Source organism: Thermoanaerobacter wiegelii Rt8.B1 (genome assembly GCF_000147695.2).
GTDB classification, from domain to species: domain Bacteria; phylum Bacillota; class Thermoanaerobacteria; order Thermoanaerobacterales; family Thermoanaerobacteraceae; genus Thermoanaerobacter; species Thermoanaerobacter ethanolicus.
Genome location: NC_015958.1, coordinates 1,782,196 through 1,805,460 on the forward strand (window position 1 = coordinate 1,782,196; position 23,265 = coordinate 1,805,460).

Here is a 23,265-nt window from a genome sequence, read left to right on the forward strand (position 1 = left end):
TAATTTTAAACTTCTTGTTTTTATTTTATTCCTGCCATATTATTATACTATTTTCATTTAAAAACTCAATGAAAATTTCTCTCAGATGCTCCATACTATCATCTAATAAGAAGCTCTTATTAACACAAGTCTTAGTTACTGTAAATTTTCCCTTTTGTGCTATAATACTATTAGCAATTAAAAAGTGGAATTTTTGAAGAATACAATAGATAAATTTAAAAAGGAATTAATATAAAATAATGGTTGTATAAACTCCGCTAATTCCTCAGCAAACAGGAGGTGTTACATGGCAACTAAAAAAGAAATAAAAGAAATACTTAATTTAGCATTACCTGCAGTTGGAGAAATGCTATTATACATGGTAGTGTGGGTAATAGATACAATGATGGTAGGGCATTTTGGCGGTAAAGATAGTGTCAGCGCTGTAGGCCTTGCATCAGAAATTATATATACCTTCTCTAATATTTTTATAGCAATGGGAATCTCCATAGGAGTAACTTCTTATGTCGCCCGCAGTATAGGAGCGAAAGATTTTGAAGCTGCCGAAAAATACGCATCTCAAGGAATTCTTTTAGGATTTATTTTTGCTATTTTCATTTCTTTAATACTTTTTACCTTTGCAGAAAATTTTTTAATAATAGCTGGCGCTACTGGTAATGTGCTTGTCTTAGGAAGGATATTTATAAAAATTGCATCAATAGGTATTTTCTTTAATATGCTTATGAATGTATTAAACGCAATTTTAAGAGCTCAAGGAAATACAAAAACACCTATGATAGGAGCAAGTATAGTCATATTTATTAATATTTTATTGGACTGGATTTTAATATTTGGAAAATTAGCCTTTCCTCCTTTAGGTGCAAAAGGGTCTGCAATTGCTACTACTATAGCACAAATTACTGGCTTTATATTTATAATGTTATATTACTTCAACCAAAAAATATTAAATATCGAGCTTCGTGATATAGTGAACTTTGACAGGCAAATAATTGTAGATATACTGAAACTTGCCTTCCCTGCTTCTCTTCAAGAAGCTGCCTTTGACATAAGTCGACTTATTTCAATATTCATGATAATGCACCTTGGGACAGTAGCTTTTGCAGCAAATCAAATTGCAACTACGATTGAATCTATATCCTTTATGCCAGGATGGGGTTTTGCAGTCGCTGCAACCACAATGGCAGGTCAAATGGTAGGAGCTAAAAAATATGACAGTGCAAAAAGGTATACAAATATTTCGGCATTATTTGCTGTAGCAATTATGGGTACAATGTCTATACTATTTCTGACAATACCCCATCTCTTTATAAGAGCTTTTATAAAAGATGCTGACGTAATAGCTGTCGGCATCCTTTGCCTTATGGTAGCCTCCATTGAACAGCCTTTTATGGCAGTTGGTATGGTTTATGGAGGAGGCCTTAAAGGAAGTGGAAATACAAAGACTCCCTTTATTATCTCCACAATATCCAGCTGGTTTATAAGACTTCCTCTTATGTACGTAGTCATTTACATCTTAAAATTAGGAGTTGTATATGTATGGTTTGTAACAGCTATCCAATGGGCTTTTGAAGGAACTACAATGTATTTATACTTTAGAAAAGAAATAAATAAATTAAAAAGTGCAGTAAAAGATTTTTAATACGCTTTACTGCACCTTTTTATCACCATTTAAGCATTATAAAATTAACTGGGAGGAAAGAAAATGATTGACGATGGTTTAATCCATGAAATCAGAAATAAATTCCCTTTTATTAAAAACCTAAAGGATAAAAATAAGTTAGACAATTTTATGAAAATCATCAAAATTATCAAGTTAGAAAATGAAGAAAAACTTTTAGAAGAAGGAGATTACTGTACCGACATAGTTTTTGTTATAAATGGAGTAGTAAGAGTATATAAACTTTCTCCTGAAGGAAAGGAAATAACTCTCTACAGACTTTACGATGGCGAAACCTGTGTCCTAAATGTAGCGTCTATTATGAGTAATACACCTTATCCTGCAACTGCTGAAGCTGAACAAGAAGTTTTAGTTGGTCTTATTCCAGTTTCATTTTATAATGATTTATTTTTTACAGAGCCATCATTCCAACAATTCATTTTTAATACTGTATCTACAAGGTTTCAAGAAGTTATATTGTTAATTGATGAAATTGTATTTAAAAATGTAAACTTAAGATTGGCTAAATTTATATTAAAAAAATCAGCTGAAAATGGGCAAAAAGGAAGCTTGGAAATTACCCATGAAAAAATCGCCGGAGAATTGGGTACCGCAAGAGAAGTAATCAGTAGAATACTTAAAGACTTCGAAAAAGAAAATATTGTTACACTTTTACGAGGAAAAATTATCATAAAAAATGAAGAAAAATTAAAAAGAATTGCAGAAATGTGACTTTGTCACTGAATTAAATTGTATAGTCTTGTATAATAGATATCAAGATAGGAAAAATAAATGGAGGAGGTTATAAAAATGAAAAATGTTGGAAAAATTGATAAAATAATCAGATATATAATAGGAATAGCTTTGTTGAGTCTGTTGTTTTTAGTTCATAGTAACATAAGATTTTTGGGATTAATAGGACTTGTACCAATATTAACAGCTGCTTTTGGTTTCTGCCCATTATATGCCTTATTTGGCATTAATACATGTTCAACAAAAAAATAAAAATTTTCTTTATGTAATATCTTAGTTTTAAATTTTAAATCAGTTAATGATGTAATAATTTTTTATCAAATTAATGTGAGGGTTTAATACCCTCCCTCTATTATCTTTTATTTTCTCTTAATATCTTAGTTTTTCTTTAAATTTCTCATTACAACAAGAGCATCTCATGGCTTATATTATCATTTATTACTTATTTAACCATTAAATAGGTAAGTTTAATAAACCTCATATCTTATTTCCATATTATGGCGGGATAGCTCCACTTATCTCATGGGGTTTACCCTCCCATGTCTCACTGGATCTCTGTCCTTAATTCCTTCGTTCTACCTGCCATGAGGTGGATGTCATTTCTGCTCCATTGCAGGGTCTTTGCCCGTATGGTGATTATTCTTGTATGACAATTCCCGCTCTTGTTGTCAATATCCCATCTCTTGATTACTTGTTTTTATTTTATTCCTTCCGTTACCTTTTATATAACGTCGTTCATACTTTCGCTTTCCCTAAAAATTGATTTCTTCTTAAGGGTCAGCTCTTTAGATGTGATTAAGTTAAAGCTGAAGAAAAGATGATTAACCCTTAATTGATTTGATAGTATATTGCACTTTTTATGCAACTTCCTGTAATGCTGGCCTCTTTATGTCCTTCATCATCTTGATTGGGTCATATTTTACTCCTTTCTTTAATATGACATAAATATCCTTATTAGTTTGTTGCCCAATACTATTAATGATTGCTTCTTTTTAGCGGGTTTTGCGCTCTGGTAGTGTAATATTTGTGAAGTTCACGAAATTCTTCGTTTTTTGCCACCAAAGCCATTACTGCAGTAAATAGTACTCTCCTCAATCGCTTCCTCCCTCTTTTACTTATTGTCGTTTCTCCTTTATGCTTACCAGAGCTATTCTCTACTAGGTTTAATCCTCCTAGTTTTTGTATCTGTTTCGGATGTTCATATTTTTCAATATCTCCTACTTCTGCAATAAAACCTGCTACTGTATTTACTCCTATCCCTTTGATTCCTAGCAGTTCTTTAACCCCTGGTATCTCAACTATTAATTCTTCTATCTTCTTCTCTATTTCCTCAATTTGTTTTTAAAAAATTCGTATTGTTCAATGAGGGTCTTTATCTCATATTCTGCCATCTTCATTCCCTGCTTCTTCCCTATGCTCTTCCTCGCAGTTTCTATTAGCTTTATAGCCCTTTTTTCTCCTACCCCCCTTTGTACTTCTTTCTTCCATATCGATAGGATTTCTCCACTGCTTTTTTCTGCTATCTTTTCTGGTGTTGGAATTTCTTTTAATGTGATAAGTGCTGCTTTCCCTTCCCAGTCTGAAAATACGCTGTTAAACTCTGGAAAGTATATGTCTATCCATCTTGTTATTTGATTCTTTATCATCCCTATTTGTTTGTTCAACCTGTCTTTTATGTCCATCGCTATCCTTAATTCTGCATATACTCCTTCAGGTATTGTCGGTTCTACATATCTCCCATCTTTTACTAGCATTGCTATTGTTTTTGGGTCTTTTCTATCGCTTTTTGTGGGAGAATTGTCATCTAATTCTTTGCTCCTCTTTACATGAAATGGATTAACCATTACTACCTTTATGTTATTGTCTTTAAGGTATTGGACTAAACATACCCAATATTGTCCTGTCGGTTCCATCCCTACTATTAGTTTGTTTTTCTTATGTCTCTCCATCAAGTCTTTCGCCCATTTAGAAAATTTTGTCATACCTTCTCTATTGTTCTCAAATCTTAGGTATTTCCCATATTCTACTCCTCTGTAGTCAAATGCTCTGGCATAATGGCTTTCTTTTGCTATGTCTACTCCTACAATTAATGTGTCTTCTGTTACTTGCAAAATCTTTTCATTTTGTGTATACTTCATTTTAGGTACCTCCTGTTTATTTTGATAATTCGAGGTAAGTTCTTAAACTTACACTCTGTATTTTATCAGGAGGTACTTATTTTTTCAAAGTCCATTCTTCTTTATTTTTTATTCATTACAGGAATGCTCCATTAATTTGATATATCTTTAAAAAAATGAAGGCAACACCAATGCCACACTTTCCACATGGTGCGTATAAGGGAACATATCAACAGGCTGAACTTCCATCGTTTTGTATCCATTGTCCTCAAGGTATCTTAAATCCCGTGCTAATGTGGAAGGATTGCAAGAGACGTATACAATTTTTTTCGGATTCATTTTTATAACTGCTTCTAAAACAGATGTATCACAGCCCTTTCTTGGAGGATCCATTATAACTACATCTGCTTTGACTCCTTTATCAGCCAACTCAGGCATTACTTTTTCCGCATCCCCTGAAATAAATTCCACGTTTTTAATGCCATTTATGTAAGCATTTCTCTTTGCGTCTTCCACTGCTTGGTGGACAGCCTCAATACCATAGACAAAGGCTGCCTTTTGTGCTGCAAACAAAGATATAGTCCCTATACCACAATACACATCTATTACAGTCTCCTCACCTTTTAAATCAGCATATTCAAGGGCTTTTCCGTATAAGACTTCTGTTTGAACAGGATTTACCTGAAAAAATGACAAAGGGGATATTTCAAATTTTATGTCTTTTATATAGTCAATAATATTATCGCTTCCGTAAATAGTTATATTTTCCTCCCCCATAATCACATTAGTTTTTTTGGTATTAATATTTATTACTACACTTTTAAGCCCCCTTATCTCTTCTTTTAAAGCATCAATCAGTTGTTTTTTATATTGTATGTCCTTTCCATTAATCACAATAACAGCCATAACTTCCCCAGTTTTAAAAGCAACTCTTGTGACAATATGCCTTATCAGACCTTTTCCTGTTTTTTCGTCATATACAGATATGTTGTATTTTCTAATCCAATTCCTTACAATCCTAGCAATCTCATCACTAATCTCATGCTGTATCATACAACTTTCCACAGGCACAATGTCATGAGAACGAGGAGCGTAAAAACCTGTAACAGCAGCTTTCCCTTCAACCATTCCAACTGGAAATTGTGCTTTATTTCTATACCGCTGAGGCTTTTCCATCCCTATGGTATCGTGGACTCTAGTATACACTTTGCCTATTCTCTCTAAATTGTCTTTGACTTTTTGTGTTTTATATTTTAACTGCCCTTCGTAGCTTAAATGCTGTAAAGAACAGCCACCGCACTTATCTGCATAAGGACATAAAGGTTCTACTCTATCACGGGACTTTTCTAATATTTCTACTACATGACCTATAACGTAATTTTTGGAAATTTTATCTATTTGTGCAACGACCCTCTCTCCTGTCAATGCTCCTTCTACAAAGACAGCCACTCCTTCAATTCTTCCAACTCCTTGGCCTTCATGGGCCATATTGTCAATATATACCTCGTATTTTTCCCCTACTTTTATGTCGTGCAATTCAAAAACGCCTCCTTCACAATTATTATACCTTTATATAGCAAAAAAATATAGAGGATAATACATCCCCACAGTTTGTTGACAAAGTTAAAAAATTTTCAAAGGAGATATTTTGCATCGTCCCTCCTTATGCAAAATATCTCCTTTACAAAAGTTTGTCTACAGTCTGAGAGGAATAATACATCCCCGCTATTTTTTCCCTAACACATATCTATCATAAACTGTTTGAGGCATATCTACAACTTTATGCTCTATATTTGAAACGAACAATACTACATACTCTGCATGGGCCCAGTTAAGAGGCGATGCAGAATCTGTAGGAAGTCCTGTATCTTCCCAAACTTGCTCAGACAACACATAGCCTTGATTTGCAAAATTCTCCATTGCCTTAAGGTATTCATCAGCACTTTTACCTGCCGCTATTTCATACATACCTCTTTCACCAGTAAGAAGAGGCCATAATCTTCCTTTACCTGTGCCATGATATGGTTCTGTTTTAGAGGGCTCTCCATAGCCATCATGATTATACCTATACCAACAAGGACCTTTTGGAGTATTAACTTTTATGAGGTTGTCTACTACATAAATAGTGCTTAATATTTTAGGGTCATTGGCAGGTTTTACTCCCAACCGCACCAATTCAAGAAAACTTGGGTCTACAATTTCCTTTTGGTCATAGACTCCACCGCCGTTAGCGATGCTTATTAAAAAGTCTGAATTTGGATCCGGTAGTCCTGCTATTCTTATATAATACTGCCCGTTTCCATAAGGTCCTTTTGTTGTATAAGTCAGCTCATCAATTAATTTTTGCCATTTATCAGCCTTATCCAAATATTTTTGTGCACTTTCCATATCTTTATTTTGTTTTGCTATGTCCGCAGCACATACAAGTCCCGCAACTTCAGCTGCCATTGTAGCAGGTGAATATCCCCCTGCTTCTTCCCATCTTTCTTGCCCTGTTTTGGGGCCAATTTTTATAATAAAGTCCGCAAGAGGTTTTACCAATTTTTCGTACAAATCATACCGCTTTAGCTGATATGCCAGTATTATAGGGTCTGCTTGCTCATCCATTTGAATGCCATTCCAATAAGGCCCCCCATTTATCCAGGTATTTTGTGGAATAAACCCATTTTTCTCTACTACCATAGTTAAAAAGTCTAAAGCTCTATTAGCAGAATCTTTGTCTCCAGCTGCAATAAAAGCATTCGCAATGTGATATAAGTCCCTTGCCCAAACTAAGTGGTATCCCCCTTTATTTTCATCTCCTTGACCTTCACCCCATGGAATTGAAAGAGAAGCAATGTAGGCACCTTTATTAGTCTTATCTTCACTAGCTTTTAAAATCATCATACTCGTGTAGTATAACTCATTAGCTTTTTCTTTAAAATCTTTAAGCCCATCACAGTATTTATTCCACTCAGCAATGTATATGCCAAGCATTTTATCATAATTGTCCTTTAATGTACTCAAAGCAGTTTTTGCTGCCTCCTCTTCACTTTCTCCAAAAGAAAGCACTGTTTTAAACTCTGTCTTATCGCTTAAATCTATCTCTATTCCTTCAATAATATTCCCTCTTGCCTTGTCAAAATGTTGTGTCATAGTTTTGTTTTTTTCTAAATCTGATATCGGGTCATTCACCTGATTATATCCTATAGAATACCCTTTCCATTTTACATCAGTTGTCAAAGCTGAATATATTTTTTCTCTATGTACTATAAGAATTTCCTTATCATTTGCCTTTATAACATACCCCTCATTGTATTTACCTTGATTAGCAATATGAGGGTCATAAGCAAGATAAAGTTTATAATCTTATACATTCCCTTTCAATGCTTCAAATGTTGTCTTCATAATAACAGAATTCCTTCTAGGATCAGTGAATATCTCTTTTGTAATCCTATATCTTCCTTGTTTGTCAGTATTTATTAGTTTAAATGCTAAAGACCTAGTGTTGAGTTTCTCCACTTTGCTCACTGTATCCTTTGTCTCATCAGAAACAAAACTTTTTCCGTCAGTTACTAAAAATTTTAAAAATTTGCTATTAGCCATATCAATCGTGGGATAGTAAACTTCTGATATTGCACCATGAGTCAAAGTAAACCATACCTTTGAAACATCATTATTTGCAGTTCCAATGCCTTGTTTTTGAGCAGATGCCCAAGTGTCCTCTTTGCCAGGTGCCTGTGGTGCTTCATTAGCAGTTAAGTGCTGAATTTTTACATAAGAAACATCAGAAGAACATCCTGAAAAAATAGTTATTGAAAAAATTATTAAAAATAATATCGCTACAATTTTTCTATTCATCTAATAACACCTCCGTCTTATATCTCTATTTTATCTCAAATCATAACTTTGTGCAAACGTTTGTTATGAATAAAAAAGAAAAAATACACTTAGAAAGTGTATTGAGAAAAAATCGGTTACCCTATTATTTATTATAACTCATTTTAATAGTATTTTATACCATTTTTTATAAATTTTAATCACAGCATTTTGCAAGCATTTCATAAACTTCTGGCATTACTTTTTTTAAATTGATAGGCTTTTTTTCAAGATTTGTAAAGGGATGCTCTGTATAACCTTGTGCTAAAAGTTTGTTATCCTCTTTGCGTATTATATCATATAAAAATTTAAGACGAGTTCCTTTCACAAATTCTAATCGTGTTCGTATTATTATGAGGTCATCGTACAAAGCAGAAGAAAAATATTTACACTGAGCGTCAATTACAGGTAGCATTACATTTTTTTCTTCTAAGCTTCTGTAGGACATCCCCAAAGAGCGAAAAAACTCCGTCCTGCCAATTTCAAACCAATTAAAATAATTGGAATAGTAAACTATACCCATTTTGTCCGTTTCTCCGTATCGAACCCTTACCTCGGCATCCCATACATGCATAATTTAAATCACTCCTTAAAAAAACAAAGACAAGAGAAAATCTTGTCTTATTTATTTAATATTTACAATTCCTTTATACACAAATCCTCTAACTGTGTCAACCGTTACAGTCATGCCATCTTTTAATTTAGAAGTCGCTCCTTCACAACCTACAACTACAGGAATTCCTAAGTTTAATCCCACAATAGCTGCGTGAGAAGTAAGCCCTCCTTCTTCTGTGATTATAGCAGAAGCTTTCTCTATAAGAGGCATAAAATCTCTTTCTGTCTTTGCAGTTACTATTATATCGCCTTCTCTAAATTTATCTTTGTCTTTGCTGATATCATTAATAACACATACAACACCTGTAGTAGCCTTAGAACCTATACCTATTCCTCTCAACAAAACATCTCCTACTATATGTACCTTCAACATGTTGGTGGTACCTGTCATAGCTACAGGAATTCCTGCAGAAATTACTACGATATCGCCATTTCTTATAAGTCCAGCAGTTAAAGCACTTTGTATTGCAACATCTATCATTTCATCTGTAGTAGAAACCTCTTCTGTAACTAAAGGATATACTCCCCAGACTATAGAGAGCTTCCTCGCAACACTTTCGCTTGGAGTAGTAGCAATAATTGGAGCTTGAGGTCTGTACCTCGATACCATTCTCGCTGTATAACCAGATTTAGTACAAGTTATTATAGCAGCTGCTCCTATATCTCTTGCAGTAGTACAAGTTGCATGGCTTATAGCGTTTGTAATAGAAACATTTGTATCAATATTTCTATCAATGATATCTCTATATCCCACATAAGCCTCTGTCTTTTCTGCAATCTTTGCCATTGTCTCAAAGGCCTCTATTGGGTATTTACCTTGAGCTGTCTCCCCTGATAGCATTATAGCATCTGTTCCATCAAGAATAGCATTTGCTACATCTGTAACTTCTGCTCTTGTAGGCCTTGGATTTCTCATCATAGAGTCTAACATTTGAGTTGCAGTAATTACCGGTTTCCCTGCTTTATTACATTTTTGTATAATCATTTTTTGAACGATTGGTATTTCTTCAAGAGGAATCTCAACCCCTAAATCTCCTCTGGCTACCATTATTCCATCTGAAACCTTTATAATTTCGTCTATATTTTCTACTCCTTCGCGATTTTCTATTTTAGCAATAATTAAAATATGCTCTGCCTTATTTTCTTCTAAAAGTCTTCTTATTGCCAAAACATCAGCTGCTTTTCTAACAAAAGAAGCCGCAATTATATCAATGCCCTTTTGAATTCCAAACTCTATATCATCTACGTCTTTTTGAGTCAAAGCAGGAAGATTGAGTTTTACTCCTGGAACATTTACTCCTTTATGGTCTTTTACAGCACCAGAATTTTCTACAATACAAACTATATCTTCTCCTTTAACATCAGTAACCTTTAGAGAAATTAACCCATCGTCAATTAATATGCGGCTACCTCTTTCCACATCTTGAGGCAACCCTTTATAGGATACACTGCATATAGTTTCGTCTCCTAATACATCTCTTGTCGTAATGACAAAAGTTTGTCCTTCTTTTAATTCCACTCCGCCATTTTTAAACTTTCCTGTCCTTATCTCTGGACCTTTAGTATCCAACAAAATAGCAACAGGTAACCCTAATTCTTCTCTTATCTTTTTAATATTGTCAATTCTTGCCCCATGCTCTTCAAAATCTCCATGAGAAAAATTCAATCGAGCAACGTTCATGCCCTTCTCAATTAATTTTCTCAGTATATTATAGTCTTCGCTGGCAGGTCCTATTGTACACACTATTTTTGTTCTGCGCATACCTTCACTCCCTAAAATTTATTTATATAGACAATATCTTGCTGAGCTCATAAAGTTTTCTGTTAAACTCCTTTTTCATGGAAAGGGCTTCATCTATATCATCGTCTACAATTTGATTGTTTCGTATACTTATTATCCTCTTAGTTTTATTTTCCAAAAGCAACTCCACTGCTCTTGCTCCCATTTGGCTTGCCAATACCCTATCCATCACTGTAGGAGCTCCACCTCTTTGAATGTGCCCCAAAATAGTATACCTTAAGTCTAATTTTGGTAGCCTTTCTTTAATCATTTTCGCTAGTTCTGGAGCGCTCATAACTCCTTCTGCAAGGACAATTATATGATGAAGCTTTCCTCTCTTTATCCCGTAAGTAATTTTATCGCAAAGTTCATCGATGCTCCATTCCACTTCAGGAAGTATAATCATCTCCGCTCCACCAGCTAGACCAGCATACAAAGCAATGTAACCCGCATTTCTTCCCATCACTTCTATTATATTTGCTCTCTCATGGGAAGTAGCAGTATCCCTTATTTTATTTATTGCATCAATAACAGTATTACAAGCTGTATCAAAACCTATTGTATAATCTGTACAAGGTATGTCATTGTCAATTGTACCTGGAATTCCAATTGTATTTACATTCCATTCTTCACTCAAAAGCTGGGCTCCTCTAAAAGAGCCATCTCCTCCAATTACAACGAGACCTTCTATTCCATGTTTTTGAAGGGTTTCGTAAGCTTTTTTGCGCACCTCTTTTTTCTTAAATTCTTCACATCTAGCAGTTCTCAAAATAGTACCGCCTTTTTGCAATATATCTCCTACTGAAGAAAGATTTAAGTCAATAACTTCATCCTCTACTAAGCCTGCATATCCCCTCATAATACCTTTTACTTTAAGCCCATAATAAATTCCTGTCCTCACCACAGCCCTTATAGCTGCGTTCATCCCTGGTGCATCTCCACCACTCGTAAGTATACCAATTGTTTTCATACTTTACCTCCTCATTTTATCCCACATGGACTTTACTTGTCCCATTTTCGTTAAAGCAGCCCTTTCGGGCAAAAAATTATAAGCCATACTCAATAATAATGCTTTGCGCATCTTGAGCTTCTGCTTTTGGAACCAAAACCTCACAATAAGAACCTTTTTTGTCTATTTTTTTATTAAGTTGACGCAATTTTACCAAAAAACCTTCTTTTGTTAAAACGTCTTTGACCTTTTCTGCTGTCTCCATATCTTGTGCCATGTATATTACCGTCCACATAAAACGGCCTCCTTAGTATTTCTAAATTATATTTTAATCTATTTTTTTGCAGTTATCAACTCAAAAATTTGCAAATGCTTATTTCAAATTACTTTGACATTTTCCTCTCCTAAAACAACATACAGTTGTTTAATTAATTCCTTACTTCCATTTACCCACAAGTCTCTATTAGCCGCCAATAATTTTTTACTATTAAGCTTTAAAACTACTGGCATATTACCAGGATTTTTACGTAATATTTGTTTAACAATCTCAATCTTTGTAGAATCCTGCAAATTAAGATAAAGTTTTTTCACTATCGCTTGTGACAACAGCTTAATTTCATCGCATAAAATCTTAGGCTCTTCCTCTTCCTTTAAACTAACCTTTCCTCTCACTACAACCGGGTTGTCTTCTTTTATTATACTGGAATACTTTTCATATACAGTTGGAAATACTATTACTTCTACAGTACCATATAAGTCCTCAATTGTGACAAAAGCCATCATATTGTTATTTTTGGTAAATTTAATTTTTTTTGTAGCTATAACTCCTGCTATCACTACTTCTTGGTTATCTTGCAATTTAGGCTGAAACATTTCCTCTTCGCTAACTTTAAAATCCAAAGTAGTGGCATTAGTAATTTTAGGAATATCCTCCATGTATTCTTCTAGAGGATGCCCACTTATATAAAGACCTAAAGTTTCTTTTTCCATGGACAACAATCTGTTTTTAGGAAATTCTTCTAAATCAGGAAATTCAAATTCCACCCCATGACTTTGTTCTACTTCTCCAAATAAAGAAATCTGCCCATTTAAATTATTATTTCTATTTTTCTTTATATTTTCCATTAATTTGTCATATACTGATAGAAGTTGAGAACGCCGCACTCCAAAAGAACTAAAAGCTCCTGCTTTAATTAAGCTTTCCACTGCTTTTTTATTTAATTGACTGTCCTGCATCCTCTCAAAAAAGTCGACTACAGATTTAAATTTCCCATTTCTTTCTCTTTCACTTACGATTTCCATTGTCATATTTAAACCAACATTTTTTACTGCACTAAGGCCAAACCTTATTTTATCCTCTACCACTGTAAAATATGAATCACTCTCATTTATATCTGGCGGTAGCACTTTTATACCCATTTTTTTACACACCTGAACATAAAAAGCAATCTTGTCCAAGTTATCTACAAAACTGTTTAAAAGAGCTGCCATAAATTCTACAGGATAATACCTTTTCAAATATGCAGTCTGATAAGCTATAACAGCATAAGCCGCAGCATGAGATTTATTAAAAGCATAGTTTGCAAAATCTAGCATTTCGTCAAAAAGTTTATTAGCAGTTGCCTCGTCTAATCCATTTCTTAAAGCCCCTGGAACTATCACATTTCCCTCTTCATCAACTATCCCATAGATAAAATTCTTTCTTTCTTGTTCCATTACATCCATTTTCTTTTTAGCCATAGCTCGTCTTACCAAGTCAGACCTGCCTAAAGAGTAACCAGCGACATCTCTTACAATTTGCATAACTTGCTCCTGATACACCATGCAGCCATAAGTTACGTCTAAAATTGGCTTTAAAAGAGGATGGTCATAGACTATACTCTCTGGGTGATTTCTATTTGCAAGATATCTTGGAATTTGGTCCATAGGTCCGGGGCGATAGAGAGAAATTCCTGCTATTATGTCCTCAAGGTTTTTAGGCTTTAATTCTGTCATAAACTGTTTCATTCCTGGAGACTCTAATTGAAAAACTCCTTCTGTTTCCCCTTTTGATATAAGTTCATAAACTTTAGGGTCATCGTACTCCATAGAATCAAAGTCTATAATCACACCCTTGTTCTTTTTTACCATTTCAATTGTATCCCTTATAACCGTCAAAGTTCTCAGTCCCAAAAAGTCCATCTTCAAAAGTCCTAACTCTTCAAGGGTGGTCATCGGAAATTGGGTCACTATGGAATCCTCATTTTTTTGCAGTGGCACGTAGTTGACAAGGGGTTCTTTTGATATTACTACTCCCGCAGCATGAGTAGAGGCATGTCTAGGAAGGCCTTCTAAAGACCTGGAAATATCAATAAGCTGTTTTACTTTTTCTTCATTTTCGTATCGCGCTTTAAGTTCAGGGTTTAAAGATAAAGCTTTATCAATAGTCATTCCCAATTCAAAAGGAATCATTTTAGCTATTGTATCTACCTCTGCATAGGGATAATTTAAAGCCCTTCCTACATCCCTTATAACCGCTCTCGCCGCCATTGTACCAAAAGTTATAATTTGAGCCACATTGTCCTTACCATATTTTTTTACAACGTAATCAATTACTTCTTGTCTTCTCTCATAACAAAAGTCTGAATCAATATCAGGCATGCTGACCCTCTCAGGGTTTAAAAACCTCTCAAAAAGAAGGTTGTATTTTATAGGATCTATGTTGGTTATTCCCAACGTATAGGCTACCAAACTACCTGCCGCAGAACCTCTTCCTGGTCCCGTCATAATCCCGTTGTCTTTTGCAAACTTTATAAAGTCCCACACTATGAGGAAATAATCCACATATCCCATTTGCTTTATCACAGAAAGTTCGTAATCTAATCTTTCAATCACTTCTTTGCTTGGATTTTTGTACCTCTTGTACAATCCTTCATAACATAAATTTCTCAAATATTCATAGGAATCAACGCCTTCTGGCAAATCGTATTTGGGCAATTTCGTCTTATTAAACTCAAATTCTACATTGCACATGTCTGCAATCTTCTCAGTATTTTCAATGGCCTCTTTACAACAAGAAAAAAGATTCTCCATCTCTTCTGGAGATTTTAAATAAAATTCATCAGTTGGAAAAGACATGCGATCTTCATCATCAATTGTCTTCCCTGTTTGAATGCACAAAAGCACTTCATGAGCTTTTGCGTCTTTTTTTTCAAGATAGTGTACATCATTAGTAGCAACTAAAGGTATTCCTGTCTCTTTGGATAGTCTTATAAGCTCTTTATTTACCTTTTGCTGTTCTAAAATTCCATGGTCCTGCAGTTCTAAATAAAAATTCCCTCGTCCAAAAATAGAGTCGTAAAAAAGTGCTGCCTCTTTCGCTTTTTCATACTCACCTCTTAAGATATAAGAGGGAACTTCTCCTGCAAGGCAAGCACTTAAAGCGATTAGCCCCTCACTGTGCTCTTTTAAAAACTCTCTGTCAACTCGCGGTTTATAATAAAAGCCCTCAATTGAAGCCACAGTCACTATCTTCATTAAATTTTTATACCCTGTCATATCTTTTGCCAGTAACACCAAGTGATAATTTTCATTATCAATCCCATATTCTCTATCCTGCATGCTTCGAGGGGCTACATAAATTTCACAGCCTATAATAGGTTTTATTCCTTGTGCTACTGCTTCTTTATAAAAATCTATTGCGCCATACATCACTCCATGGTCTGTAATAGCTATGGCTTTCATGTTTAACTCTTTAGTTTTAGCAATTAAATCCTTGATTCTGCAAGAACCGTCAAGTAAACTGTATTCAGAATGAACGTGTAAATGGACAAACATAATATATCACCTAAGCCATCTTTATTCTTTTAGAAAGCCTGACAGACATCAACGCCTTTGCAATTTCTTCTTTTTCATGAATGATTTGAATTTCCAACTTACTAAAATTATTACTAACCTCTATTATTTTTGCGAAAACTTCTATTACTTCTTCTGTGCGCATGGGTTTTATAAAATAAATTGAGAAATTATCCAAAACTGCATCATATCTTTTATTCTGCGTTATAGCAAAAATACCAGATTCACACATTAACATCATCAAGGCACTGCTACTTACTGTACCAAATTGGTTAATCATCATCGAAGGAATCTTACCTTTAAATTTTACTCCATTTTCTATTTTTTCCATATCAAAATCTTTAAAAATTGTATCTTGAATAGCTTCACTAATCTGGGGCTGTTTTGTCGTATAATGTAGGGCCTTAATTACATCTTCCCTGCTTATAAGTCCTATCAATTCTCTGCCACGAGTCACAGGTAGTATCTCTACATTCCACCATATCATCAGATGGGCTGCATAAGAGAGCGTAGTAGTATCCGTTACAAATACAGGGTTAGGAGTCATAATACTCCCAATTTTATCATCATCCGATGCAGTGGCAACATCTCTTGAAGTTACCATACCGACTAACATCCCTTTAGAATCAACAACGGGATATCTGGTATGTTTAGTCTCTGTATATAATTTTTTCCAATCTTTTACTGTTTGTTGAGGCGTCATATAGATTGGATTATATGTCATTACGTCGCTGACGTACAAAATCTTTTTTCGTGTCATACTTTCATTGATCGCCTTGTTTATAAGAGTCGCTACAGTAAAAGTGTCATAAGAAGTAGATATAAGCGGCAATGAAAGCTTATCCGCCAGTTCTTTTATGTGAGGTAACGTATCAAAACCTCCTGTAATCATCACTGCTGCCCCTGCTTTCAAAGCCGCTTCCTGCGCATCTTCTCTATTTCCCAAAATTACAAGGTCCCCTGGAGTTATGTACTTCACCATTTCATCAATGGTCATGGCTCCAATTAGAAACTTGTGAAGTTCCATCCCCATTCCACCATGGCCGCCTAATACTGTCCCTTCTACTACATCTGTAATAACCTCATAAGTAAGACGGTCAAAAAATGGATCTTTTTGTTTCCTTCTTATAGTTCCCACTCTTGGAATCGTAGTCACAAGCATTAAATTTTCTGCATCCTTTATAGCTTTGTAAGCAGTACCTTCACTTATATGTAAAGCCTGTGCAAGACCTCTTACTGAAATTTTTGTACCTTCAGGTAAATTTTTTATATATTCCAATACAATTTCATTTTTTTTCATAACTATCATCCTTTATACAAAAAAGGTTTCTAAAAAGAAACCTTTTTTGTTTACTCCTCACCGAATTTTGATTCAATGAGGTCGACCAATGCTTTTATAGCAGCCTCTTCGTCGTCTCCTTCGGCACTCAATTTGACAACATTGCCTTGTGAAACTCCAAGAGACATAATTCCCATTATACTTTTGGCATTTACTTTTTTGTTATCCTTCTCTACCCATATTTGTGAGGAAAATTTGCTAGCAGTTTGTACAAATAATGCTGCAGGTCTTGCATGAAGCCCCGTCTTATTTTTAATTTCAATCGTAACTTCTTTCATTATTGAACTCTCCTCTCTTTCAATTTCTTTGAAATTTCTTCAATTTTCCTAAGTCTATGATTCACTCCTGACTTACCGACAGGAGGAACTAGCATTTGTCCTAATTCTTTTAAGCTCAGATCAGGATAATTAATCCTGAGTTCCGCCACCTCTTTCAAATTAGGCGGCAAATAATCAAGTCCTACTGTCTCTTTAATGTAATTTATACTCTCTATTTGCCTTAAAGATGCATTAATAGTTTTTGTCAAATTTGCAGTTTCACAATTTACAATTCTATTTACATTGTTTCTCATTTCTTTGTATACTCGTATATTTTCCAAGTTCAAAAGAGCACTGTGGGCCCCCATTATATTTAAAACATCAACAATTTGCTCTCCTTCTTTTAAGTATACTACATAATTATTTTTTCTTGCAATAACCTTTGAATTTAAGTCAAAAGAATTTATCAATTTGCTTAAATCTTTTCCGTGTTCTAAATTATGAGTAATAAACTCCATATGATAAGCTTTTTCAGGATCGCTTATTGAACCACCCCCTAAAAAAGCTCCTCTTAAATAAGCTTTTTTTGCTTTACTGTTTTTTACAATCTTTTTGTCTATCCCATAATTTAATTTTATATGACCTTTTTCATAATTCAATATCTTAACTTTACCCAAAATTTCTTCTACAATTTTTGTATCAGGTACAAATATGAGATAGGTTAAGGTTTTTTTAAGATACTTACCTCTTCTTACCATTGTCTCAGGAATTATCCCAAATAAATCTTTTATTAACTTAAAAACTAATCTCGCCACAGAGGCATTTTCTGTAGTAAAGGTTAAAGAAATTTTCCTATTGCCATATATCGAAATGCTGCCTATCGTCCTAATCAAAGCAGCTAACTCTGCTATTTTACTTTCTTCATCTTCAGGATAAATCCTTGCTAATTCGTCTTTTGTATCTGAAGAAAATGACATAAAGCATCACCTCAACAGGCTTATCTTTATTATACTACATTATTTCAAAAAAAACCCCTTTCAAAAACAAATGAATAAAAGGGGTTTTTACACTTCTATAACAAACTACAATAATTTTTCTTTTCCCATTCAATATATTTAGGTGAATTTTTCCAATTATGTCTTTCTTCAGAATTACACCATTCCTTGAACTCTTTGTAATCTTTCCACTCTTCATATTCACTTGCTTCAACTAATTTTTTTAATGTGATAAGCTTTGTAATGTCGTAACTTCCATACAATCTCTCATAATCCTTATAGTATTGATAATCTCTGCCATAGCGGGATGTATCTTTCATACCATCACCCCTGTTTTTTAAAAAATATAGGGGAATTTTCATTCCCCTTTATTTTTCTACCTTCATATTATTCACTTAAACTCAGATTGGTTACTTTAAAATATAGGCAGAGTTAGGTTGCAAATAAAGGAGATTTCCACTTCTTTTTAATTCCTTCATCTTTAAAATATCTTCTTTCCCTTCTGCTTCATTCAAAAATATCACTTCCTGCTTGCTACTGTTATTTAGTACAACAATTATTGATTTACCTTTGTATTCCCTCTTAAAAGCAAACACCCTTCCTATAGCATATAAAGTACAGAAACTTCCGTATTTGAGCTCCTCATTTTCTCTCCTTATAGAAATCAACTTTTTATAGAAATTAAAAATACTTTTATTTTGCTTTTCCTCCTCCCATATCATGCATCTTCTGCAATCAGGGTCATAATCTCCCACCATTCCTACCTCGTCCCCATAGTAAATATATGGGATTCCAACAAAGGTAAATTGAAACACTAATGCTAACTTCATTCTCGCAACCATGCCATTAGCTAAAGTCAAAAACCTCTCAGTATCATGACTTCCTATTAAATTAAACATAACCCTATTTACACTATCCATATGCCTCATAAGTTGCTCTGTAATCATTGTATTAAAGCGAGAAGCACTTATTTTCCTTTTTGCAAAAAAGTCCACAACCGCATTTCTAAAAGGATAGTTCATTACACTGTCAAACTGATCCCCTCTAAGCCAAGGAGAAGCATCATGCCAAACCTCTCCTACAATTATGGCCTCCGGTTTAGCTGCCTTTACAACTTCTCTAAACTTTCTCCAAAAATGGTGGTCTATCTCATTAGCAACATCCAGCCTCCAGCCGTCTATGTCCACTTCTTTAATCCAATATTCCGCTACTTCCAATAAATACTTCTGTACTTCTGGATTTTTTGTCATAAGTTTTGGCATTCTCCATACAGTATCTGCAAAAGCTTCATAGGAAGGTTTTGGATGAGTTTTAATTGGCCATTCGTATATATTAAACCAATCCCAGTATTTTGATTTTTTACCATTTTTAATAACATCCTGAAATGCAAAAAAGTCATATCCGCAGTGATTAAAAACGGCATCAAATATAACTTTTATGCCATTGTCATGACATTTTTGCACAAGTTCTCTCGCTTTTTGCGTATCACCAAAGTGGGGGTCAATTGTATAATAATCAGTAGTATCATATTTGTGGGTGGAAGGCGATAAAAATATGGGGGTTAGATAAATAGTATTTATACCCAAATCCTTTAAATAATCTATTTTATCTATTATTCCTTGCAAATCTCCTCCAAAGAAAGAATCTGCAGTAGGTTTTTCACCCCAGGGCTTTACATTTTCAGGGTCATTTGATTTATCACCGTTATTAAACCTTTCAGGAAATATCTGATACACCATGCAATCGCTTGTCCACTCTGGAGCAAAAAAAACATCCTTTTCTCCTATATACGGGTAATGGAAAAATCCCCAAAACTGATTTTCTGGCCTTTTTTTGTAAAATCCTGCTTCTGTATAATATAACTTCTCGCCCCCCTCAGCTACCAAATAGAAAAAATACACAAATTTTTTATTAAGCTCTAAAGTAGTCTCATAATAATCAAATAACTCGTTGGTATGAGTTAATACCATTGGTTTTATTTTGAATTTTCCCAGCCAATCGTATCTGTCTTTGTATAAAACATACACCCTATCTACATCAAATACAGCAGTCCTTAGTACTATCTTTAATTGATTTTCATTCAGTGGATATGCGAAAGGTATATCACTTTTATGAAATATAGCTTCTTTTATCATCTCTTTCCCCTTTCTATGTATGTATATTTATTGTAACTGGTGACGGTGTTTGCACTGTTGGTAGCTCCTCACCATCTACAGTTATTTTAACAGCTGGCGGATAACCCATCAAGATAGTAATACTATCTTTTACATCAAAAATTTTAGACATATCCTTTGTCATAAGGCCTTCATAAACGACATTTCCATCTACTTTTACACTAAACCAACATTTTTCACCAGGTACGCTTATTTCTACTTTATAACTTTCTCCAAAGGGAACAACTTTATATTCTATTTTTTTAGAAGTCTCTGCTATTTTTTCAATCGACGTCTTTACTGTAGATTGAGAAGCATTGCTTTCCTGTGAAGGATTTGTTTTGTCTTCCGAAATTGTTGAAGCTTCACTTTGATTTTGTTGTGGAATTGGTGCAAGTCCTTTTTTAACTTGATTTAGAAAATAGTAAAAACCGTATCCTATAATACCTATTATTAAAACAATAATTATTGCTTTTTTTAAAGTCAAAAAAAATTGTGAAAAATCTCTCCCCTCTTTTTTGTAAGATGTGGTCTCTATATTAGGCATGGCTTCCTCCTCTTTCTCCTGAAACAAATATTCATACTTTTTTACTAACTCATTGCCATCTAACCCTAAAGCCTCAGCGTAACTTTTCACAAAGCCCTTGGCATATACAATGGCAGGCATTACGCTAAAATCTCCATCTTCAATAGCTTTCAAATAGCGTGTCCGTATTTTAGTTATTTCTTGAATTTCTTCAAGAGTCAATCCCTTCTTAATTCTTTCACTTTTTAAAAATTCTCCCAATTCATTCATACCTATCACCCCTTACTAACCATCCACTTATTATATATTCCACACAAAATACATTTTTCCTTCATTATTTTCGGAAAAATAAAAATTAAAAGGATGATTTCAGCAAATTACCTCCATCCTTTTTCTATACAAAAGATCCACAAAAGCTTCCAAACGGGTTTGGTAACCTGCTTGCCCAGTGTTTTCATCATATACTAAAGACATTACTGGAATATTGTAATCTCGGCTAATTTTTGCAATTATTCCTTGAGCTACTATTTCAGGGGTGCAGGTAAAGGGAAGTATGTGAATCACACCATCATAATTTAGTTTAGCATATTTTACGGTATTTGCAACAGTGTTCAGCCCATGTCCTCCTATATCTCTTTCTAAATATCCTCTTGCGTTTTTCTTAAACTCCATCCTTTGAGGCAATTTAAAAGCGCTGTTAATTAAATAATCTGAAAGATATTCTGTTTTTGTAACTTCTACCCCTAATTCATTTAAAGATTTGCTGATATCCATATTAGTAAAGGGTTCTAATAGCATATAAATTTCTCCCACTAGTGCTACTTTAAGCTGTATTTTCCTCCGTACATTTGCATTTTCCTTTATTTTTTTCATAGCCTCTGATACTATTTTGTCCACTTCTTTGCCATTTTGGGCTTTTTCTAGCTTTTTCATATATTCTTCATATATTTTTGTAGTTACACCTGGTTTATCTTCATGGGCTCTGTATTTTAATAAAAACTTTTCTAATTTATCAGCCGCTATCATTTTTTTCACTGCAAATACAAAAGATTTTAAAGCCGTTTTTCCATCTACATTAGGAAAATATGAAGCTAATTCTTTTAAAAAGTCTATTAACCTGCCATGGGGTGGATCAACAATTATCATTTTAAAGTCATAGCCCAAATCTTTTAATATCTCTCTTTGCACCTGACCGTAATACCCAAATCTGCAGGGCCCAATTCCACCTAACATTATAATCGTATCTGCTCCCCTATCAAGAGCCTCAATAAAATTTCCGACATTGATTTTAAAGGGTAAACATGCAAATTCATGAGAATTTCTAACTCCTAAGGTCAAGGTTTTATTAGTAGAAGGTGGTGGGTCTATCACTTCTACCCCGATTCCTTCAAACATCGTTTTTAAAATCATATTTAAAGAACCCATGTGGGGATAAGTAATTTTCATACCATCACCGCCTTTTTATTAAATCTTAAAAGGTCTGTAAAGGCCTCCAACCTCGTCATAATGCCAGCCTCTCCAGAATGTTCATCAATTGTAATCAACATAAAGGGTACCTCCTTCGCTTTTTTGTACAGCCTCTCCAATAGTTCTTCTGTCATAGAATTAGGTCCACATCCAAAAGCAGAAACCATAATTACCCCATCTACATTCTTTTGTTTTAAAAAATACAATCCCGCTCCCAAAATATCTCTTTCATAGTTCCAAAACATTTCTTTTGAAAGCATTGATGCTCCTTCTAATATTAGATCTTTCTGTAGCATTTCCATGGTATAAACTTGTGCTCCCATGTTTTTTAGCTTCTCAATAATCCCCATACTTATGTATTCATCCATAATATCATAAGGATGAGCAATGATGGCTATTTTAAGGTCATAATTACTTTCTTCTTTTACCAAATTCTTTCCTTCCCAAACTTTTAAAGCTTCTAAATTGGTAAGACCTTTTTTCAACAAACTCTCGAACTTTTTTGTTGGTGGGTAGCCTCAAAATAGGCTTTTAAAGATTGGTCTTTAGTCTTCCCAAACATCCTACCAACTTTTATAAATTCATTTTGAGTAAATTCATCGTTATTTTTATAATAATTAATCTCAATATCTATAATAGGTGGTAAATCACCAATTAAGCTTTTTATAAAATCTGGCAGTCCTAAAAACTTTGAACAAAGGTATTTTTTTCTTTCTACACTTACAATCCTCGGAATAAATATATAATCAACATCTTTTTCTTTTAAATTTATCACATGTCCTACATAAGTTTTAACAGGAAGACAAGCATCTTCAACACAGTTTTTTACTCCTTCATCAAGAATTTTTTTATTTGTATCCTGGGAAACCACTACTTTTGCTCCCACACCTTCAAAAAAAGTCTTCCACATTGGATAAAAATCGTAATATAAAAGTCCTTTAGGTATTCCTACAGTCTTGCTCATT

The 23,265-nt window shown here is 34.1% G+C and carries 16 protein-coding genes and 3 pseudogenes; 3 read left to right on the top strand and 16 right to left on the bottom strand.

What is annotated here, in order from left to right:
- The first annotated feature begins 286 nt into the window (after positions 1–286).
- The 3 genes from THEWI_RS08865 to THEWI_RS08875 all read left to right on the top strand — a co-directional run bounded on the left by THEWI_RS08865 (position 287) and on the right by THEWI_RS08875 (position 2,662).
- Positions 287–1,639 (top strand): MATE family efflux transporter, encoded by a 1,353-nt coding sequence (locus THEWI_RS08865; protein ID WP_014063150.1) that lies wholly within the window; start codon positions 287–289, stop codon positions 1,637–1,639.
- A 63-nt stretch (positions 1,640–1,702) separates the two neighbouring features.
- Positions 1,703–2,389 (top strand): Crp/Fnr family transcriptional regulator, encoded by a 687-nt coding sequence (locus tag THEWI_RS08870; protein ID WP_014063151.1) that lies wholly within the window; start codon positions 1,703–1,705, stop codon positions 2,387–2,389.
- Positions 2,390–2,467: 78 nt separating this feature from the next.
- The gene (locus THEWI_RS08875; protein WP_014063152.1) at positions 2,468–2,662 is read left to right on the top strand and encodes a YgaP family membrane protein; all 195 of its coding nucleotides are present in this window, start codon (positions 2,468–2,470) and stop codon (positions 2,660–2,662) included.
- Positions 2,663–3,267: 605 nt separating this feature from the next.
- Here the strand turns inward: THEWI_RS08875 and THEWI_RS08880 are convergent.
- The 16 genes and pseudogenes from THEWI_RS08880 to THEWI_RS08955 form a co-directional block, all read right to left on the bottom strand.
- Positions 3,268–4,548, bottom strand: a pseudogene (locus THEWI_RS08880) (IS110 family RNA-guided transposase).
- Positions 4,549–4,695: 147 nt separating this feature from the next.
- Positions 4,696–6,063, bottom strand: a complete 1,368-nt coding sequence (rlmD, locus tag THEWI_RS08885; RefSeq protein ID WP_014063153.1) for a 23S rRNA (uracil(1939)-C(5))-methyltransferase RlmD — start codon at positions 6,061–6,063, stop codon at positions 4,696–4,698.
- 189 nt (positions 6,064–6,252) lie between these two features.
- A pseudogene (locus THEWI_RS08890) lies at positions 6,253–8,367 on the bottom strand (glucan 1,4-alpha-glucosidase).
- Between the two features lie 175 nt (positions 8,368–8,542).
- Positions 8,543–8,959, bottom strand: coding sequence for an acyl-CoA thioesterase (locus tag THEWI_RS08895; RefSeq protein WP_003868327.1), 417 nt, complete (start codon positions 8,957–8,959; stop codon positions 8,543–8,545).
- Between the two features lie 51 nt (positions 8,960–9,010).
- Positions 9,011–10,762, bottom strand: coding sequence for a pyruvate kinase (gene pyk / locus THEWI_RS08900; RefSeq protein ID WP_014063154.1), 1,752 nt, complete (start codon positions 10,760–10,762; stop codon positions 9,011–9,013).
- A gap of 22 nt (positions 10,763–10,784) precedes the next feature.
- A complete protein-coding gene (pfkA, locus tag THEWI_RS08905) occupies positions 10,785–11,750 on the bottom strand; it encodes a 6-phosphofructokinase (protein ID WP_003868325.1) in 966 nt (321 codons plus the stop codon).
- A 76-nt stretch (positions 11,751–11,826) separates the two neighbouring features.
- On the bottom strand, positions 11,827–12,024 hold the full coding sequence (locus THEWI_RS08910) for a hypothetical protein (protein ID WP_014063155.1): 198 nt from the start codon (positions 12,022–12,024) through the stop codon (positions 11,827–11,829).
- Between the two features lie 83 nt (positions 12,025–12,107).
- Entirely contained in the window at positions 12,108–15,545 is a 3,438-nt protein-coding gene (locus tag THEWI_RS08915; RefSeq protein ID WP_014063156.1) for a DNA polymerase III subunit alpha, read from the bottom strand.
- Positions 15,546–15,555: 10 nt separating this feature from the next.
- The gene (locus THEWI_RS08920; RefSeq protein ID WP_003870521.1) at positions 15,556–16,863 is read right to left on the bottom strand and encodes a DRTGG domain-containing protein; all 1,308 of its coding nucleotides are present in this window, start codon (positions 16,861–16,863) and stop codon (positions 15,556–15,558) included.
- A gap of 50 nt (positions 16,864–16,913) precedes the next feature.
- Entirely contained in the window at positions 16,914–17,180 is a 267-nt protein-coding gene (locus tag THEWI_RS08925) for an HPr family phosphocarrier protein (protein WP_003870522.1), read from the bottom strand.
- Entirely contained in the window at positions 17,180–18,136 is a 957-nt protein-coding gene (whiA, locus tag THEWI_RS08930) for a DNA-binding protein WhiA (RefSeq protein ID WP_014063157.1), read from the bottom strand. The genes THEWI_RS08925 and whiA overlap by 1 nt, the downstream gene beginning before the upstream one ends.
- Before the next feature lie 95 nt (positions 18,137–18,231).
- A complete protein-coding gene (locus THEWI_RS08935) occupies positions 18,232–18,474 on the bottom strand; it encodes a hypothetical protein (protein ID WP_014063158.1) in 243 nt (80 codons plus the stop codon).
- 90 nt (positions 18,475–18,564) lie between these two features.
- Complete coding sequence (locus THEWI_RS08940) at positions 18,565–20,289, bottom strand: glycoside hydrolase family 13 protein (RefSeq protein ID WP_014063159.1); 1,725 nt, start codon at positions 20,287–20,289, stop codon at positions 18,565–18,567.
- 13 nt (positions 20,290–20,302) lie between these two features.
- Complete coding sequence (locus THEWI_RS08945; RefSeq protein ID WP_014063160.1) at positions 20,303–21,103, bottom strand: helix-turn-helix domain-containing protein; 801 nt, start codon at positions 21,101–21,103, stop codon at positions 20,303–20,305.
- 99 nt (positions 21,104–21,202) lie between these two features.
- Complete coding sequence (locus THEWI_RS08950) at positions 21,203–22,279, bottom strand: 2-hydroxyacyl-CoA dehydratase (protein ID WP_004401584.1); 1,077 nt, start codon at positions 22,277–22,279, stop codon at positions 21,203–21,205.
- A pseudogene (locus THEWI_RS08955) lies at positions 22,276–23,264 on the bottom strand (acyl-CoA dehydratase activase-related protein). Before THEWI_RS08955 ends, THEWI_RS08950 begins: the two are co-directional and overlap by 4 nt.
- Position 23,265: the final 1 nt, after the last annotated feature.

Coding starts and splice junctions, on each gene's coding strand:
- THEWI_RS08865 (WP_014063150.1), top strand. CDS start 287: ATGGCAACTAAAAAAGAAATAAAAGAAATACTTAATTTAGCATTACCT.
- THEWI_RS08870 (WP_014063151.1), top strand. CDS start 1,703: ATGATTGACGATGGTTTAATCCATGAAATCAGAAATAAATTCCCTTTT.
- THEWI_RS08875 (WP_014063152.1), top strand. CDS start 2,468: ATGAAAAATGTTGGAAAAATTGATAAAATAATCAGATATATAATAGGA.
- THEWI_RS08895 (WP_003868327.1), bottom strand. CDS start 8,959: ATGCATGTATGGGATGCCGAGGTAAGGGTTCGATACGGAGAAACGGAC.
- pyk (WP_014063154.1), bottom strand. CDS start 10,762: ATGCGCAGAACAAAAATAGTGTGTACAATAGGACCTGCCAGCGAAGAC.
- pfkA (WP_003868325.1), bottom strand. CDS start 11,750: ATGAAAACAATTGGTATACTTACGAGTGGTGGAGATGCACCAGGGATG.
- THEWI_RS08910 (WP_014063155.1), bottom strand. CDS start 12,024: ATGTGGACGGTAATATACATGGCACAAGATATGGAGACAGCAGAAAAG.
- THEWI_RS08915 (WP_014063156.1), bottom strand. CDS start 15,545: ATGTTTGTCCATTTACACGTTCATTCTGAATACAGTTTACTTGACGGT.
- THEWI_RS08920 (WP_003870521.1), bottom strand. CDS start 16,863: ATGAAAAAAAATGAAATTGTATTGGAATATATAAAAAATTTACCTGAA.
- THEWI_RS08925 (WP_003870522.1), bottom strand. CDS start 17,180: ATGAAAGAAGTTACGATTGAAATTAAAAATAAGACGGGGCTTCATGCA.
- whiA (WP_014063157.1), bottom strand. CDS start 18,136: ATGTCATTTTCTTCAGATACAAAAGACGAATTAGCAAGGATTTATCCT.
- THEWI_RS08935 (WP_014063158.1), bottom strand. CDS start 18,474: ATGAAAGATACATCCCGCTATGGCAGAGATTATCAATACTATAAGGAT.
- THEWI_RS08940 (WP_014063159.1), bottom strand. CDS start 20,289: ATGATAAAAGAAGCTATATTTCATAAAAGTGATATACCTTTCGCATAT.
- THEWI_RS08945 (WP_014063160.1), bottom strand. CDS start 21,103: ATGAATGAATTGGGAGAATTTTTAAAAAGTGAAAGAATTAAGAAGGGA.
- THEWI_RS08950 (WP_004401584.1), bottom strand. CDS start 22,279: ATGAAAATTACTTATCCCCACATGGGTTCTTTAAATATGATTTTAAAA.